At 67.0% G+C, this 17,418-nt stretch carries 4 protein-coding genes; all 4 read right to left on the reverse strand.

Features of this window, described 5'->3' with window-relative positions; translation table 11 throughout:
• On the reverse strand, positions 1-8,617 hold an 8,617-nt coding region (locus BFE01S_RS41580), incomplete at its 3' end, for a non-ribosomal peptide synthetase (protein WP_042339971.1).
• A 123-nt stretch (positions 8,618-8,740) separates the two neighbouring features.
• Positions 8,741-10,936 carry a TonB-dependent siderophore receptor gene (locus tag BFE01S_RS36145; RefSeq protein WP_169742705.1) on the reverse strand — a complete coding sequence of 732 codons (2,196 nt, stop codon included), beginning with the start codon at positions 10,934-10,936 and terminating at the stop codon, positions 8,741-8,743.
• Positions 10,937-11,188: 252 nt separating this feature from the next.
• On the reverse strand, positions 11,189-14,542 hold the full coding sequence (locus BFE01S_RS41585) for a non-ribosomal peptide synthetase (protein ID WP_042339974.1): 3,354 nt from the start codon (positions 14,540-14,542) through the stop codon (positions 11,189-11,191).
• 59 nt (positions 14,543-14,601) lie between these two features.
• Positions 14,602-17,418, reverse strand: a 2,817-nt coding sequence (locus BFE01S_RS41590; protein ID WP_174464482.1) for a condensation domain-containing protein, incomplete at its 5' end; no start/stop codon positions are given.

A 17,418-nucleotide genomic window follows, 5' to 3' on the forward strand; every position in this document is an offset into this window, starting at 1 on the left:
GCGTGTTCACGAACAGCCCCACCAGCCCCGCCGTCTCCACCCGGTCCCGGTTCGCCACCGGCACCCCCACGCGGATGTCCGGCTGTCCGCTGTAGCGGTGCAGCAGCACCGCGTAGGCCGCGAGCAGCACCACGAACGGCGTCGTGCCGTGCGCGCGCGCCGTGCGGTGCACCGCCTCGCCCAGCGCCCCCGGCAGGTCCAGTTGCAGGGTGGCCGCGTGGTAGTTCGCCACCGCCTGCCGCGGATGGTCCGCCGGCAGTACCAGCACCGGCTGTTCGTCGCCCAGCGTTTCTTGCCAGTAGGCCAGCTGGCGCTCGCGCTCGCCCGCTTCCAGCCAGTTACGCTGCCACACTGCGTAGTCCGCGTACTGGAGCGGCAGCGGCGGCAGGTCGGGGACTTCGCCCGTCACCCGCGCGCGGTAGCCCGCGACGAACTCGCGCAGCAGCACGTCCACCGACCAGCCATCCGAGACGATGTGATGCATCGACACCACCAGCACGTGCTCGTCGGCCTGCATCCGGATCAGACCCACGCGCAGCAGCGGGCCGCGCGTCAGGTCGAATGGTTCGCCGGACAGCGTGGCGCAGATATCTTCCATGCGCTGCTGGGTGTCGGCGTCGATCTCGCGCCAGTCGAAATGGCCGTTGTCGTGGATCGTCTGCACGGCCTGGCCGTCTGCCCCGGCCGCGAACGTCGTACGCAGGCTCTCGTGACGCATCACCAGCGCGCCAAAGCTCGCCCGCACCGCCCGTGCATCGAGTACCCCGCGCAGGCGCAGCGCACCCGCCATGTGGTACGCACTGCTCCCGCGCTGCAGGTTCCACAGGAACCACAGCCGCTGCTGTGCATGCGACAGCGGCAATGCCTGCCGTTCAGCCGCCGGCAGCGCACGCAGCGGCGGTACGCTCTCGTCCTGCGCTGTGACGGAAGCGGTCGCGAGCGCCACAGCAAGCGCCGCCACCGTCTGCGCATCGAACACCTGGCGCGGCGCGATATGCAGCCCTGCTTCGTGCGCGCGCGCCACCACCTTCAGGCTCAGGATCGAGTCCCCGCCCAGTTCGAAGAAGTTGTCGTGGCGCCCCACGCGCTCCACGCCCAGCACCTCGCACCATACCCGTGCCAGCGTCGCCTCCGCTTCGCCCTGCGGTGCCTCGTAGCCGCGCGCCTCAACATCCGGCGCAGGCAGCGCATGGCGGTCGACCTTGCCGTTCGGCGTGAGCGGCAGCGCTTCGAGCACCACCAGCACGCCCGGCACCATGTACTCCGGCAGCGATGCCGCGAGCGACGCGCGCAGCGTCTGCGGCTCCGGCGTCTGCCCAGCGTGCGCGCTCACATAGCCCACCAGGCGCGCCCCGCCCGCGCCCGCCTGCGCCGTGACCACTGCCTCGCGCACCCCGGGCTGCGCGAGCAGTTGCGCCTCGACCTCGCCCAGTTCGATCCGGAAGCCCCGGATCTTGACCTGGTGATCGATGCGACCGAGGTACTCCAGTTCGCCCGCCGCGTTCCAGCGCACGAGGTCGCCCGTGCGGTACAGGCGGCCGCCCGCCGTATCGAACGGGTCCGGTACGAAGCGCTCCGCGCTCAGCGCCGCACGGTTCAGGTAGCCGCGTGCCACACCCGCCCCGCCGATGTACAGTTCGCCCGCAACGCCCACAGGCGCCAGATTCAGCATAGCGTCCAGCACGCGCAGCCGCGTCGCCGAGACCGGCTCGCCGAGGCATGGTCTGCCATCGACGTGCTGGCACGAAGACCATATCGTCGTCTCCGTCGGCCCATACATGTTCCACAAATCGACGCCGAGGCCGCGCAACGCATCGCCCAGTTCGCGGGGCAGCGCTTCGCCGCCGCACAGCCCCCTGAACCTGCGGCCCGGCCAGTTCGCCGCCAGCAGCATCCGCCACGTGGCCGGCGTCGCCTGCATCACCGTCGCGCCGCTCTCGTCGAGCAGACGACCCAGCGCGGCGCCGTCGTAGGTCGCCTCGCGCGGCGCTACGACAACGCGCGCGCCCACCGTCAACGGCAGATACAGTTCCAGCGCCGCGATATCGAACGACAGCGATGTGACCGAAACCAGCACATCGTCGCGGCTCAACCCCGGACGCGCCTGCATCCCGTACAGGAAATTGCGCAGCGCGTTGTGCCGGACCATCACTCCCTTCGGGCGGCCGGTCGAACCCGACGTGTAAATCACGTAGGCGAGGTTCTCGCCCTCCACGCTCAGCCGGGGTGCCACGGCCGGCTCATCCGACACGTTCACCGTGTCCAGTTCGAGCACCGTCACGCCTTCGGGCAGCGGCAGCCGTTCGCGCACCCGCGACTGTGTCAGCAGCAGCGCCACGCCGCTGTCCTGCAGCATGTAGGCAAGCCGCTCGCGCGGATAGTCCGGGTCGAGCGGCACATAGGCGCCGCCCGCCTTGAGGATCGCGAGCAGGCCGATCACCATCTCGACCGAACGCTCGACGGCAATGCCCACCCGCACCTCAGGACCGACGCCGAGTTTGGTGAGCCGCTGCGCAATCCGGTTGGCCCGCTCTTCCAGTTCGCAGTACGTAACAACCTGCGTGCCGCATGTCACCGCAATCGCATCCGGTGTCGCCTGCGCCTGAGCGGCAATGCGCACGTGCACCCAGTCGGTCCCGTCGTGCGTCTGCAAGTTGTCGCCGGCCGCGAGCAATGCCGACACATCGCGTGCATCGTTCAGATCGAGATCGGCCAGCCGTTGCGCTTCGGGCATCCGTTCGAGCAGCCGCTGGAACTGCCGTGCGATCGTCTCGATCCGCGCTGCGTCGAAGCAATCGGCCGCGTAGTCGTAGCGCAGCGTCAACCCGTCCGCCGCCTGGCCCACCGAGAGAGCAAGCGGATAGTGCGTCTGCTCGCGCGTCACGACGCGGCTTGCATCGAGCCCCACCGCCGCCCCCTCGTTCAACGCCTCATCCACGGGATAGTTTTCGAACACGACCAGCGTGTCGAACAGCCCATGCCGCCCTGCTCCGGCCAGCTTCTGGATGTCGCTGAGCGGCGTCTGCTCGTATTCGCGCATGGCCAGCGCCTGGTCCTGCGCCGCGCGCAGCCATTCGCCCAGCGTCGCTTCGGCGCGCGGTTCGAGCACGACCGGCAGCGTGTTGATGAAGAGGCCCAGCATGCGCTCCGCATGCGGCAGTTCCGGCGGACGCCCCGACACCGTCGCGCCGAACACCACGGCCCGCTGCCTCGTGTAGCGCTGCAACAGCACGGCCCATGCACCCTGCACGAGCGTGTTCACCGTCACGCGCTCGCGGCGCGCCCAGGCGGCAAGCGCATCCGATACCGCATGGCCCAGTTCGACGCGATATTCGCCACGTGCGCCAGCCTGCGCCGAAGCGGGCGAGGCCAACGCGGAGGCGAGCCGAGTCGGCTCGTCGATGCGCAGCACCTGCTCTTTCCAGTAGTCGAGCCCCGCCGCGCGATCACGCGTGCCGAGCCATGCAATGTAGTCGCGATAACGCCCGGCCCCGGCGCTCCGGTCGCCCTGGCCGGCATAGGCGCGCAGCACGTCGCCGAGCAGGAGCGAGGTGCTCCAGCCGTCCAGCAGCAGATGATGGTGCGTCCAGATCAGACGGTGCGTGTGCTCCGCCGTGCGCACCAGCACGAGGCGGAACAACGGCGGGCACGCGAGATCGAACGGCGTTTCCCGTTCGCGCCGCGCGAGGGCCTGCAAGGCGGCATCGAGGTCGGCCATGCCGCGCCAGTCCAGTTCGACGAACGGCAGCACCGCATCGGCCGAGACCCACTGCAACGGCCCCGCCGCGCGCTGAATGAAGCCCGTGCGCAAAATGGCGTGCCGGGCGACTGCGCTATGCCACGCCTCGCGGAACCGGGGAACATCCAGCCCTTCGAGATCGACGCCAAGCTGATTGCGGTACGCCGTGTCGTGCGGATCGTAGGACGCATGAAACAGCAGGCCCGCCTGCATCGGCGCCAGCGGATAGAGGTCCTCGGTGCGGCTGTGATCGAGCGGCAACGCGTCCAGCTCCGCGAGCGTGAGTCCCGCCAGCGGGAAATCGGACGGCGTGGCGCGCGGCGATTGCCCGGCGCACTGTTCGATCAGTCCGCACAACGCGCTCCGGAATGCCTGGGCAAGACGGCCGATTGCGTCCGCGCCATAACGCGCAGCGCTGTATTCGAACGTCATCGCCAGTTCGCCGTCGTACACCTGGCCGCCGACGCTCAACGGATACAGCAATGGTGCGTCGGCGTCGTGCAGTGCGCCCGGCGCTTCTTCGGCCAGCGTCCAGCCGGCGGCCGGATCGACGCCGCGATCGAACTGGCCCAGATAGTTGAAGCTCACCTCGGAGCGCGCATGGCCATCCAGCGCGCGAACGCGCGGATCTTCGCCCAGATGCCGCAGCAGGCCATAGCCGATGCCCTTGTGCGGCACCGCGCGCAGCGCCTCCTTCGTGACGCGCAGCGTGTGCAGCAGGTCGCCCGTGGATTCGAGCGCAAACGGATGAACACAGGTGAACCAACCCACCGTGCTGCTCAGGTCCACATCGTCGAACAGGTCTTCGCGGCCGTGCCGCTCCACGTCGATGCGCACCGCGTCCCGCTGCGTCCAGTCGCATAGCGCGTGCGCGAGGGCCGCCAGCAACGCGTCGTCGATCTGCGTCCGGTAGGCCCTAGGCACGCTTTGCAGAAGACGCGTGGTCTGCACGCGATCGAGCCGGACCTGCACGCTCGCGACATCGCGGCGGCGCCCGGCCTCATCGGACGCGCCATCGTGCAGCGGCGCGGGCAGGTGCGGCGACACCGCGAGACGGGTCTGCCAGTACGGAATCTCGTCGAGCACTTCAGCGGTCTGCGCGTAGTCATGCAGGCGTTGCGCCCATGCCTCGTAAGCAGTGGTCGATGCGGGCAGCGCCGCCGCCTCGCGCCGCAACAGCCGCTGGTAAGCGTGCTGCAAATCGGCGAGCAGGACGCGCCACGACACGCCGTCCACGGCGAGATGATGCGCGGCCAGCAGCAGACGGCTCGTGCCATCCGCCACGTCGATCAGCACCGCGCGCAGCAGTGGGCCGCGCTCGATGTCCAGGCTGCGTTGTGCCTCGTCGCAGCATGCGGTGATGGCTTCGGGCGTGGCCGCCTTGCGTTCCCAGAACGGCAGTTCGCCTTCTTGCCCGTCGTCGGGCGCAGCGAGCCGTTGCGACCAGTTGCCCTCGGCATCGCACGCGAAACGCAGCCGCAGCGCGCCGTGCCGTTGCATGACGGCGCGCAAGGCTTGCGCGAGACAGTCATGATCGACAGGCTCGCGCGTAGCGAGCAGCACCGCCTGATTCCAGTGGCTGCGCCGCGCGAAATCGAGCGCGAAGAACGTGTGCTGGACAGGCAGCAGCGCCACCGGCTGGTCCGGCACGGCGCGCGCTTCCGCGCGCGCGTCTGCGACAGGCTGCGCGACGGCGCCGAGCCCCGCGATGGTCTGGTGATCGAAGAGTTGCCGCGGCGTGATCTTCCAGCCCGCCTGCCGAGCGCGCGCTACGATCTGCAGGCTCAGGATGGAATCGCCGCCCAGTTCGAAGAAGTTGTCGGCGCGGCCAATCGCTTCGAGCCCGAGCACGGCTTGCCAGGCTTCGGCGAGCGCCTGCTCGACGGGCCCGCGCGGCGCTTCGTAATCGCGCGATGCATCGGCCGGCTCCGGCAAGGCGTTGCGATCGACCTTGCCGTTGGGATTCAGCGGCAGTGCCGCCAGTTCGACAATCGCGCCCGGCACCATGTACGCGGGCAACTGGCGGCCGAGTTCGTGCCGCAGCGTATCCGTGTCCAGCGAACCCGTTGCCGTGACATAGGCCACGAGCCGCGGACCGAGCGGCCCCCGCTTCGGCACGACCACGGCCTCGCGAATCGCCGGATTCGACAGCAGCGCGGACTCCACCTCTCCCAACTCGATCCGGAAGCCGCGAATCTTCACCTGATGGTCGAGCCGCCCGAGGTATTCGAGCGAACCGTCCGCGCGCCAGCGCACGAGGTCGCCGGTCCGGTAGAGGCGCCCTCCGTTGTCGTCGAACGGGTCCGGCACGAAGCGGCCCGCGGTGAGCCCCGGGCGCCCCAGATAGCCGCGCGCCATGCCGAAGCCGCCGATGTAAAGCTCGCCGGGCTGGCCGTCCGCAACCAGATTCATCTGATCGTCGAGCACGTAGGCGCAGCGCGCCCCGACCGGCACGCCAATCGGTGCATATGCACCGTCGAATGTGCGGTCTGCATCGGCCACCCATGCGGTGGGCGTAATCACGGTCTCGGCAGGCCCATAGGCGTTGACGATGCGTGCCGGCTTCAACTGCCGGCGTACCGCGTCGTAGCCGGCCTTTTGCCAGCCCTCGCCGCCGACGATGCAGGTCTTCACCGCCACGCTGCCCACGCCGGCCTCGGCGGCCAGTAGGTCCACGTAGGCCGGCGGCAGGTGCAGGATCGACACGCGGCGCTCGCGCACTTCGTCAAGGAAACGGTCCGGCGGCCAGTCGCCCTCGTCCCGGATCACGATCGCCGCACCGTTGATGAGCGGCGTCATCCACTGCTCGGCCGCGGCGTCGAAGCTCATCGAGAAAAACTGGAGTTCGCGATCGCCCGGCTGCACGTCGTAGCACACGCTGATCGCACGGCAATGCATCGCGAGCGGCCCGTGTGCAACGGCCACGCCCTTCGGCTGGCCCGTCGAGCCGGACGTGTACACGACATACGCGAGATTGCCCGCTTCCACGTGCCGATCGGGATTGCGGTCGTCGCCCTCGTCGAGGCCGGCGAGCGCCACGAACGCGAGCCCCTTGGGATCGGGCAGCTTCGGGCGCAGCGATTCGGGCGCGAGCAGCAAGCGGATGCCGCTATCCTCGATCATGTAGGCGAGGCGTTCGGGCGGATACTCGGGATCGAGAGGAACATAGGCGCCGCCCGCTTTCAGCACGGCAAGCAGGCCGACGATCATCTCCATGGAACGGCCGGCGGCAAGGCCGACCGTGACCTCCGGGCCGACGCCACGCGCGATCAGTGCATGCGCGAGGCAATTGGCCCGCCGGTTCAGTTCGCCGTAGCTCATCTGCCTCGTGCCGAGCACGAGCGCGGGTGCGTCGGGCTCGGCAGCGGCCCACCGTTCGATCAGCCGATGCACGGGCAGCGGCGGCTCGCTGTCCTCACCCGGGCCTTGCCCGCGCGCGAGCAACGCCGATACTTCGCTTGCGCCAAGCACGTCGATCTCGCCAACGGTGCGCAGCGGATGCGACGGTTGCGCGACGAGCGCGTGGAGCGCCGTCCGGTAGTAGCCGGCAAGCCGCTCGATAGTTTGCACATCGAACAGATCGGCATCGTATTCGAATACGCCGCTCACTCCCGTATCGGCAAAGCCGACGTGCAGCGTCAATTCGAACTTCGCCTCGTGCGGTGCGGCCTGCGCGACCGGCTCGACGGCCAGGCCTTCGAGCGCCAGCGACGGCAGAGCCTGCTCGCCGTGAAACCCGAATGTGACCTGAAAGAGCGGATGCCTCGCGCTGCCACGCTCGACCGCCAGCACTTCGAGCAAACGTTCGAGCGGCAATGCCGGATGAGCCATCGCATCGAGCGATTCGCGCTGGATTCGCTTGAGCCAGTCGAGCACGGCCTCCGCCGGATCGGGACGTGCGCGATACACATGCGTGTTGACGAAGCAGCCGATCAAATGCTCCAGATCGGTCGAATGCCTGCCGGCCTCGGGAACCCCGATGAAGAACTCCCGCTGCTGACAAAAGCGCGCGAGCACGAGTTGAAACGCGGCAAAGCAAACGGTGAATGGCGTGAGCGCGTGTGTCGCGCAAAGCGCGCTGACGCGCGCGGCGATATCGGGTTCGGAGAGAAAGGCATGGGTGCCCGCCCGGCGCGACGAGTTGTCCGTGTGCGGCCGGTCGGCAGGCAGGTTCAGCGGCGCCAGCGAAGTGCCGAGATAGGTGCGCCAGTAGTCGAGGTCGGCCTGCGCAGCGGGACTCTGCAAATAGTGCGCCTCGCGGCGCGCGTGGTCTGCATACTGGATCGGCAGCTTGGGCAGCGCGGCCAGCGCGTCACCGTGGCCGCCTTCGGCCTGCCATGCCGCCGAAAGCTCGCGCAGCCAGACGGCATTCGACCAGGCGTCCGACACGAGGTGATGCAGCGACAGCACGAGCAGATGATCGTTGTCGGCCCAGGGATGAATCGAGACGCGAAAGAACGGCCCCGCGGCATCGAACGGCATCGCCGCCTGCGCGGCGAGCACATCGCGCGCCCACTCGTCGCGGTTCGTGGCAGGCTGTCCGCCATCGATGTGCAAATCGAAACCCGTGCTCTCTTCGATCTGCTGGCAGGGCATGCCGTCCAACTCGACGATACGGGTGCGCAGGATCGCATGCCGTTCGATCAGGAATCCGAACGTTCTGCGAAGGCGCTCGACGTCGAGCGTCCCGCGCAGGCCGAACGCATGCACGATGTTGTATGCCGTGCTCGACGCGTCGAGACGCTGCAGGAACCACAGCCGGCGCTGGGACAACGTGAGCGGAGCCGGCTCGCCGGGCGACACCGCCGGGCCAGTGGGCGCCTCGGCCGCCTGATCGCCCAGCAACAGTTCCAGCAGTTCGCGCTCTTCCTCGTTCATGCCCACTCCCTATTCAAAAACCGGAAGCCCTGCGAGCGCGCCTTCCTCGGGCCACTCCGCCACCGGCATGCGGGCAGAACAAGCGGAACAAGAGGAAAACGCGCCGCGCAGGGCGACCTGACTTCACATGCTCGCGCGCAGCGTGACCATCAACTGACGCGGGGTGCCGTAGAACGCGCTACCGGTCGATTCGATCGAGTCGAAGTAGTGACGGTCGAACAGGTTCGTTACGTTGATCGCGGCCGACCACTGCTTCGTGATCTGGTAGCCCAGCCGAAGATCGACCGTGGCAAAGCCGCCTTGCCTGAGCGTGCCGGTGCCGTCGGTGGCCGAAATGCCGGTCGAAACGTACGTGCCGCCGCCAATGCTGAACGGATGCAGTTTGCCCGGCAGCTGATAGTTGGTCCAAAGCTTGAAGAGATGCTTCGGCGCAATGCTCTGGAATGCGATGCCGTTCAGATTGGTGCTGCTGTCGAGATACTCGGTCTGCGTGTACGTATAGCCGCCGAACACAACCCAGTTCTCGGTCAACTGGCCAGTGACCGTCGTCTCGACGCCCTTGGCCCGCGCCTTGCCCGCCGCAATCGAGAAGCCCTCGCCCGGGAAGCGCGGATCGTTCATCGCGCGATTCGTCTCCGTCAACTGATAGAGCGCCAGCGACGTGTTCAGCTTGCCGCCGAAATACTCGCCTTTCACGCCGATTTCGTACTGCTCGCCTTCGAGCGGCTTGAGCAGATTGCCGTTGACGTCGTAGGCCGTCTGGGGCCGGAAAATGCTCGTGTAGCTCGCGTACACCGAGTAGTTGTTGTTGATGTCGTAGATGAGGCCGGCATAAGGCGTGACGCGGCCCGACACCTCGCTGTGCCGGTTCGGATCGCCCCAGTAGTTGGCATCGGGGTTGGGCGTCAGGCTCGAATTCCACCAGCTCGCGCGCGCGCCCAGCACCAGCGTGAGCGGATCGGCCAGGCTGATACGCGCATTGCCGTAGATGCCGTACTGGTTCGTCATCGTCGTTTCGTCGGACACCGGACCATTGAATGCCGGCTGCGGGAAACTCGAGAAGAGCGGCCCCGTGGACGAACAGAACGGATTATCCGCGCTGCAGTAGTAGTTGATCGTTCTCAGGTTTTCGTGCTGCCAGTTCGCGCCGAGCGTGAGTTGATGAGTCCGGCCGAACAGATTCACAGGACCGCTAAGCACTGCGTCGATCGACTCCTGGTCGTCGGTCTGGTGCCACTTGTTGTCGGCCAGATAGCCGTCGCCGGAATCGACGTTGATCGGCCCGTTGACGCTACCGTTCAGGATCGAGCTGCGGCTGCCGAGATAGTTGAACGCAAGTCTGGCGTTCCAGCCGTGGGCCAGCTTCTGGTCCAGTTCGGCGAAGGCCGTGGTGTTGAAATACGTGTTGTCGTTCCAGGGTGCGCCAATGTAGGTCGAGCGCGGCAGATTCAGGAACGTGTAGTTCGACAGCGAGGGCACGCCGGTCCATACCGCCTTCTGATCCATCTCGCTGAAGCTTGCGCCGACGCGCAGCTTCGTGTCGCGCGTGAAGTCGGCCTCCAGCGTGCCGTACAGCAGTTTGTCATGCCGGGACGTCGAATCCTGCGTCAGTGCCTGGTTCTGCCACGAGCCCACCACGCGGCCTTTGAGCGTGCCGGCGCTGTTGATCGGGCCGCCCACGTCCAGCATCCCGCCGGCGTTGCTGTAAGTCCCGCCAAACAATTCGGCGTTTGCGCTGAAGGCATCGGGCGCCTGCTTGCGGACCAGATTGACCGCGCCGCCCTCGCTGCCGAAGCCGTTCAGGAAGCCGTCCGGGCCGCGCAACACTTCGACGCGGTCGAACATTCCCAGATTCGGTGCAATCGACGTCAGGCTCTGCGTGGTCGGGATGCCGTCGAGCAGCCACGAACTGATCGGGAAGCCGCGCGAGTAGAAGGTCGTGCGCTCGGAGTCGTCCTGAGCCACCGTAATGCCCGGTGCGGCACGCATCGCGTCGTTCAGCGTCTGCATGTTCTGCTGCTGGATCTGCTCCTGCGGGATCACGGTCACCGACTGCGGAATTTCCCGCTGCGTGAGCGGCGTTTTCGAGCCGACCGTGGTCGGCGGATTCACGGCGTCTGCCGCCTGGTCGCGATCTCCCGTGACCGTCACCGGCTTGAGGAGCGTTGACGAAGCGTCTGCACCCGGCGCGGAAGCCGCCCCCGGCGCCGCAGCCGAGGCGGCCGACGTTCCCGATGTGCCGCTCGACTGCTGCGCCTGTGCGGCCAGCGAAAACGCCATGCCTGCGGCGAGCGCGCCCGCCGTCAGCAGGCACCGCACGGCGCAATCCCGCGCCTGAACCCGATTTGCCGCCACCCCGCTCCCCTTCCCGATATTCGTGCTTTTCATACCCCGACCCGCGTTGATTTCACCCTGTTTGAAATGGATCTGGCCGATTGGCCAATCGTCCGCCTGAAAAATTTCACAACATGATAATGATTCTTATTTAAGAAGTGGAATGGTATGTGTTCTTGGTCAGCTTGGCAACTCCGGCGGTGAGCACTGTGGCAAACCCCTGACGAACCGCTCCGGTCAGCCCGATTTCCCGGGTTCGGCCTGGGCGTGCTTCGCTTCCCGTGCGGCGTGCAGAAGGCGCTCGCGTTCTTCCGGCGTCATGGCGTCGAAGCGCAGCCGCAACCGGGCAACGCGCTCGATTTCGCCGCCGCTGGGGGAGGCGGCGCTCAGCGCTTGCGCCAGTTGTCTTGCGGTGGGATGCGCGAACACGACGCCAGGCAGCACCTCGACGCGCAACTGCTCGCGAATGCGCGAAGCGAGCCGGATGGCGACGAGCGAGTCGGCCCCCGCGTCGAAGAAGTTCGCGTCGATATCGGCGAGGGGTCTGGCAAGCAAATCATAAATAGTTCTCAGTAATAACGCCTCCAGGGCCGTGCGCGCGGCCTGCGACTGGGCGGCTGCACGGCGCTCATGCGGGTCCGGCAGCGAGCGCCGGTCGATCTTGCCGTTTGCGAGCCGAGGCAAGTCGGGGAGAACGATGAAATGCGCGGGCACCATCGCGTCGGGCAGGCGCTGCGCGAGCCGCTCGCGTAATGCGCGCGCGGTCGCCTCGGCGCCCTGGGCGTCCGGATCGGCGCACACCGCATAGGCTGCAAGCTGGCGCCCCGCTTCGTCGCCCCAGGCACGCACCGCGGCTTCGCGCACGCCGGGCAGGCGCAGAAGTTCGGCTTCGATTTCGGCAGGCTCGATGCGAAAGCCGCGAATCTTGACCTGCGCATCGGCGCGCCCGACAAGCTGGATGCCGCCGCCGGCCAGATAGCGCGCCCTGTCGCCGCTTCGGTACAGCCGCTCGCCGGGGTTGAAAGGGTTATCGACGAACACGTCTTGCCCCTCCTGCCCGCCCTGCCCGATATAGCCGCTGCTGACCTGCGCGCCGCCGATATACAACTCACCGGTCGCGCCGACCGGGGCGAGCCGCATCGCGCGGTCGAGCACGTACACATGGCAGTTCGGCAGCGCCGCGGTAAGCGGCAGGTTCGGCGCGTTTGCCGCCCGATCGTCGTGGCCGCGATACGCGTGGACAAGGACGCCGACCGTCGTTTCGGTCGGGCCATAGTGATTGAAGAGCCGCGCTGCGGGGTTGAGTTCGTGCAGCCTCGCCGCGAGGCGGGTGGGCACGGGTTCGCCGCCGAGCACCACGACATCGGGCACACGCGGCGTACCGGTGTCGAGCAGCGCACCCAGATGCGAGGGCGTGATCTTCAGGCAATCGATGCGGTTGTGCTGCACGAAGGCCGCAAACGACTGCGCGTCCTTGATGTCGTCCGCCTGCGCGATGACGAGGCAAGCGCCGTTGTAAAGCGCACCGAAGAGCGTGGTGTTGCCCAGATCGGCAGCGACGGTCGAGGTCAGCGCGAAACGCCGGCACGGGTGGAGGCCAAGCGCCTCGCTGCTGCCGGCCACATAGTTGAACAATTGCCGGTGGCCGATGGCAACACCCTTCGGCTTGCCAGTCGATCCCGAGGTGTAGAGCACGTAGGCGTTATCGTCGGGACCGGGGTTCGCGCCGGCGGCGGCATCGGCACTCGCGCATGAAGCTTCAAGCAAGGCATCGAATTCGACATGATCCGGCGAAACCTGCGCGCCGCGCTCGCACAATACGAGGCGCACCCCCGCCTGCGCGACGATCTCCTCGCGCCGCGCAGCGGGCCACGCAGGATCGAGCGGCAGATAGGCGGCCCCGGCGCGCATCGTTGCGAGCAGCGCGACAACGAGCGCCGCCGAGCGCGGCATCAAGAGCCCGACCACTCTGCCGCGACTAACGCCTCTTGCATTGAGCATCGCCGCCGCATGCGCGACGCGCGCTTCCAGTTCCGCGTAGCTGATGGACAGATCCTGCGCGGCGAGCGCCGGCGCATCGGGTGTTTTCGCGGCCCACGCGGCGATTGCCGCGGGCAGCGTCTGGGTAGCCCAGTCTCGCGTGTCGCCCTTCCAGGCGAGCAGGCGCGATTGCTGTTCGGCGTTGTCGATAGCCAGCGCACCGACTGTGGATGCCGGATTCGAAGCGATGCTCGCGAGCAACGTGATGTATTGACCCAGCAGCGCCTCTACATCCACTTCGCCGTAGCAATCGCTGCGGAAGGCGAGCGTCGCGGCACGCGGGACGCCCGTTGCATCCACATCGATCTGCAACGCAAGCTCATAGCCCGGCAGCAGCGCATGGATTCGATCGGCCTGCGCCCCAAGTTGTTCGGCGCCGCGCATGCCTGTCCAGTCCGGCACAATGCCGCTCAACGCGAAGCCCACCCGATCGAACGCGCGCAGCGGGCGATCGAGCGTTGCCGGATTCGCCGGCCAGTGCTCCTGCCAGCGCGTATGGGCTTCGAGCAGCGCGGCGAATTCCTGCGCGAGATCGATGAACGGGCGCTCGGCCGGGCAGGCCAGCGCGACCGGGTAGGTGCGCACGAACGCGCCGATACTGCCTTCTAGCATCGGCGCGCCGTCGCGGCTGTCGTGCTGCCACGCGCCGAGCACGTGCTCCTCTCCGGCGATGCGCGCGAGCAAAAGCCACCACGCGGCGTGTGCGAGTACCGCGGGCGTCACGCCACACGCGTGGGCAGCGCTGTCGAGCGTGCAGTCGATATTGCTGCGGATCGAGCGGGCCTCTGCGTTTCCGTGCGCTTCGTGCCCAGTATCCGGCCGCGACTGCTGCGCCGGCGATGCCCTGTCTCGCGCAATCAGCTTCCGGTAAGGCAAAGCGGGGATTTCCGCTTGTTCGGCCGCCACACGTTCCAGATAGCGCGTCCAGTACGCCGCGCCGTCTCTCGCCTCCTCGCCTATCGCCAGTTCCTCGCGCCATTCGACAAACTGCGCGTATTGAACCGTTTCGTTATCCTCTTCAAATTCGTCTGCCGAATCGTCGCGGTCCAAACGGACGTATGCCTCAATCACATCGCGATACAGCGACGCAAGCCCCGTCTCGTCGGCAACGAGCCGCGAAGCGCTCAGCACGAATCGCGCGCCGTTGTCCGCCTGATCGTCGTCGCGCACCGGCCGCACCAGCCGCACCAGCAATACGCAGCGCGCGAGACGACCTTCTTCGAGTTGCGCGGCGGCCTGTTGCAAACGCGCGAAGTCCTCGGGTTTGGCGTGCCGCGCATCAAACACCTCCAACTGCGGCAGTGCGCCCTCAAGCGGGTATTGCCTCGGCAACGTATAGCCGGGTGTCTGCCGAAACACCGTCCGCAGGATGTCGTGCCGCAAAAATACCTGCTCGCAGGCACGCCGCAAGTCTTCGCCGCGCCACGGCCCCTTCAGCGTTGCCGAGAAAACCGCCGGATCGCTGCACAGCGACGAATCGGCCAGCACGACCTGCTGCTCGGGGGAAAGTGCACAGCCATCGTTGCCGGCCTGATGTATTGCTTCGCTCATGTTCATTCGAATTTCCGTTTCCTGCTGATACGAGCTTGTTCTACGCCCGGCTCTTTGCCTTATTCCTGCTTCGTGGTTGCCGCATCTTCAAGCAGCCGTGCATGCGCATCCCCCACGCTCGCGCGCGGCACCATCTCACCCATGGCAACGACGATCTTTCGCGGCTCCTCATACGGGTCGCGCGCGTGCGCGGCGAGCATGTTGTCGAGCATCACCACGTCGCCCTTGCGCCACTCGAAGCGCACGGCGCAGCGCTCGTAGGCTTCGCCGATGCGCGCCATCGTCGTGTCGTCGATCGGCGTGCCGTCGCCATAGCAGACGTTGCGCGGCAGGTAATCCACGCCAACCATGTCGAGCAGATCGCGGCGAATCTCCGGCTTCAGGAAATACGGGTGATGCAGTTGCACCTGATTGAAGAAGCAGCGCTCGCCTGTCACCGGGTGCGTAATCACGCCGGGGCAGGCGGTGCGCGTCTGCAGGCCGTCGTTGTCGAGCCAGTTGAATGCGGTGCCGGCCGAACGCAGCCGGTGTTCGACCTCGGCGCGCTCGTCGGTGCCGAAGAAGTCGCGCCACGAAACATCGAGACGGTCGGTGAACGTGCGAATGTACGTCAGGCCAGCCGATGCGAACCGCTCGACGATATCGGCCGGCAATTCGCGCAACATCTCCCTGCAATCGACGATTGGCGTGGCTCCCCCCACGCGCGAAGGCAGTTCGCAGAAGAACCACTGCTTGCGCGGCCATTGTTCGAGATGGGCGCTTTCGTTGTGATAGAGAATCATTTCGCGCTCGGGGTACGGCGTCGAGCGATACGTCTTCTTGCCGCCCTCCTTCTTCGGCAAATCGCCGTAACTGCCGTAGAGGCCCGGACACATCGCCTCGGCGAACGCCTCGAACGCCTGGGGCGTAGGCAGGCGAAAATTCCTGAAGAGGATCGCGGCGTGACGCGCAAGCGTCGCCTCGATAAACGCGCGGTGCTGCGCTGCCCATGCGAGCGGATCGACGTCGGCGCTGTGCGGTTCGAGCACCACAGGCATGACCCTGCCTGGCTGCAGCAGCGACACTCTCGCAGGACTGTCCGCCTGCCGCGCGTCGGCGCCCTGCCGCGGCCCGCGCGATGCGATCTTCTTGAGCCTGGCGAACTTGTCCGCCGTGCCGGCCTGCGTTGCCGGCTTCGTTGCCGGTTTCGTTGCCGGTTTCGTCGCTTCGGTGGCGGGCGCGTCGCCCATGACAGAAATTCCGGTTTGAGTCACGATGTCCTCCACTAAACGAAGCCATTCGTCGAGCCAGCGCTGAATCGTCGCGTGCCGGAACAACGCGGTCGCGAACACCCATTCGACCTGCCAGTCGCCAGCACCTTCGTTGATGAACAGCCCCATGTCGAATTTCGAGTGGCTGGCCGGCAGGTCGATCAACTCGGCCACCACGCCGGGGAGCTCGATTGGCGCCGAGGGCGTGTTCTGCAAGACGAACAGCGCCTGCACCAGCGGATTGCGCGCCGCGTCGCGCCTGACCGGCGCACACGCGGCGATCTGGTCGAACGGCAGATCCTGATGTTGGAGTGCCGCGACGGCGCTCGCATGCGTGCGCGCGACAAGCTCGCTGACCGGAACGCGATTGCGCGTGTCGTCCAAGGCGAGACGCAGCGGCAGCACGTTCACGAAGAATCCGATCAGCGGCTCCAGTTCGATGCGCGTGCGGCCGGCGACATCTGTTCCGATCAGAACGTCGTGGCTGCCCGTGAGCCGATGCAGCAGAACCTGAAACGCGCAGAGCAGCACGACGAACGGCGTCACACGCTGCTCGCGCGCGAAGCGTGTGACCTGTTGCACGAGCCGTGCATCGAGGGTGCCGCGCAGCGAATCGCCGGTATCGGAGATCGTGGGCGGGCGCGGGAAGTCGGTCGGCAGATCGAGCACGCCGCACGCGCCGGCAAGCTGGTCGCGCCAGAACGCCTTGAGCGCTTCGCCGCGCGCGCCCTCAAGCACGCGCGCGTGCCATGCGGCGTAATCGACGTACTGCACCGGCAGCATGGGCAACGCCGCTCGCTCACCTGCCGCATAGAACGCACAGAAGTCGCGCACGAGCACGCCCATCGACCAGCCGTCGCAGACGATGTGATGAATCGACAGCATCAGCAGCGCGTGCCGCGCGTTGATCCTGACGAGCGTTGCGCGCAGCAGTGCGTCGCCCGCGAGGTCGAACGGGCGGTCGATCCGTTCGAGTGCGATCTGCCGCAGTACCCAGGGATGCTTTTCGACGGGAACGGCAGTGAGATCGCGGATCACGAGGTCGGCGTGTACCGGGCCGGCGACGCGCGCGTAGGGCAGGCCGCCGCGATCCGGGTATGACGTGCGCAGCACCTCGTGGCGATCGACGAGCAGCGCAAGCGCCTGCGCCACACGCGCCTCGGATACGTCGCCTTCGAGCCGTACCGATGCCGAAACGTTGTACGCCGACGAGCCTGGCCCCGCGAGCTGCGACGCGATCCAGACACGGCGCTGCGCTGGGGAAAGCGGCAAGGCGGCTTCGCGCGCGATGGGGGTGAGTGGCGGCGCGGGATCCGCGTGTGTTGTGGGCTTCGCGTCCGTCGTGATGCAGGTTGCGAGGGCCGCGAGCGTTGGGTGTGCGAACAACATTGGCAACGGTACGTCGAAGTGCGTCGCGGAACGTATGCGCGCCGCGACTTTCATGAGCAGGATCGAATCGCCGCCGAGTTCGAAGAAGTTGTCGGTGCGGCTTATTGGATCAATGCTTAGTACTTCAGACCAGATCTGCGCGAGAGCGGCTTCTGCTTCGCCCTGCGGGGCTTCGTAGTCGCGTGCTGCGTATTCCGGGGCGGGCAGTGCCTTGCGGTCGACCTTGCCGTTCGGGTT

Origin of the sequence: Paraburkholderia ferrariae NBRC 106233 (genome assembly GCF_000685035.1) — a bacterium.
Classification (GTDB): domain Bacteria; phylum Pseudomonadota; class Gammaproteobacteria; order Burkholderiales; family Burkholderiaceae; genus Paraburkholderia; species Paraburkholderia ferrariae.

What these genes read in the sequence shown, in the direction of transcription:
- BFE01S_RS41585 (WP_042339974.1), bottom strand. Translation starts at nt 14,542, where the DNA reads ATGAGCGAAGCAATACATCAGGCCGGCAACGATGGCTGTGCACTTTCC.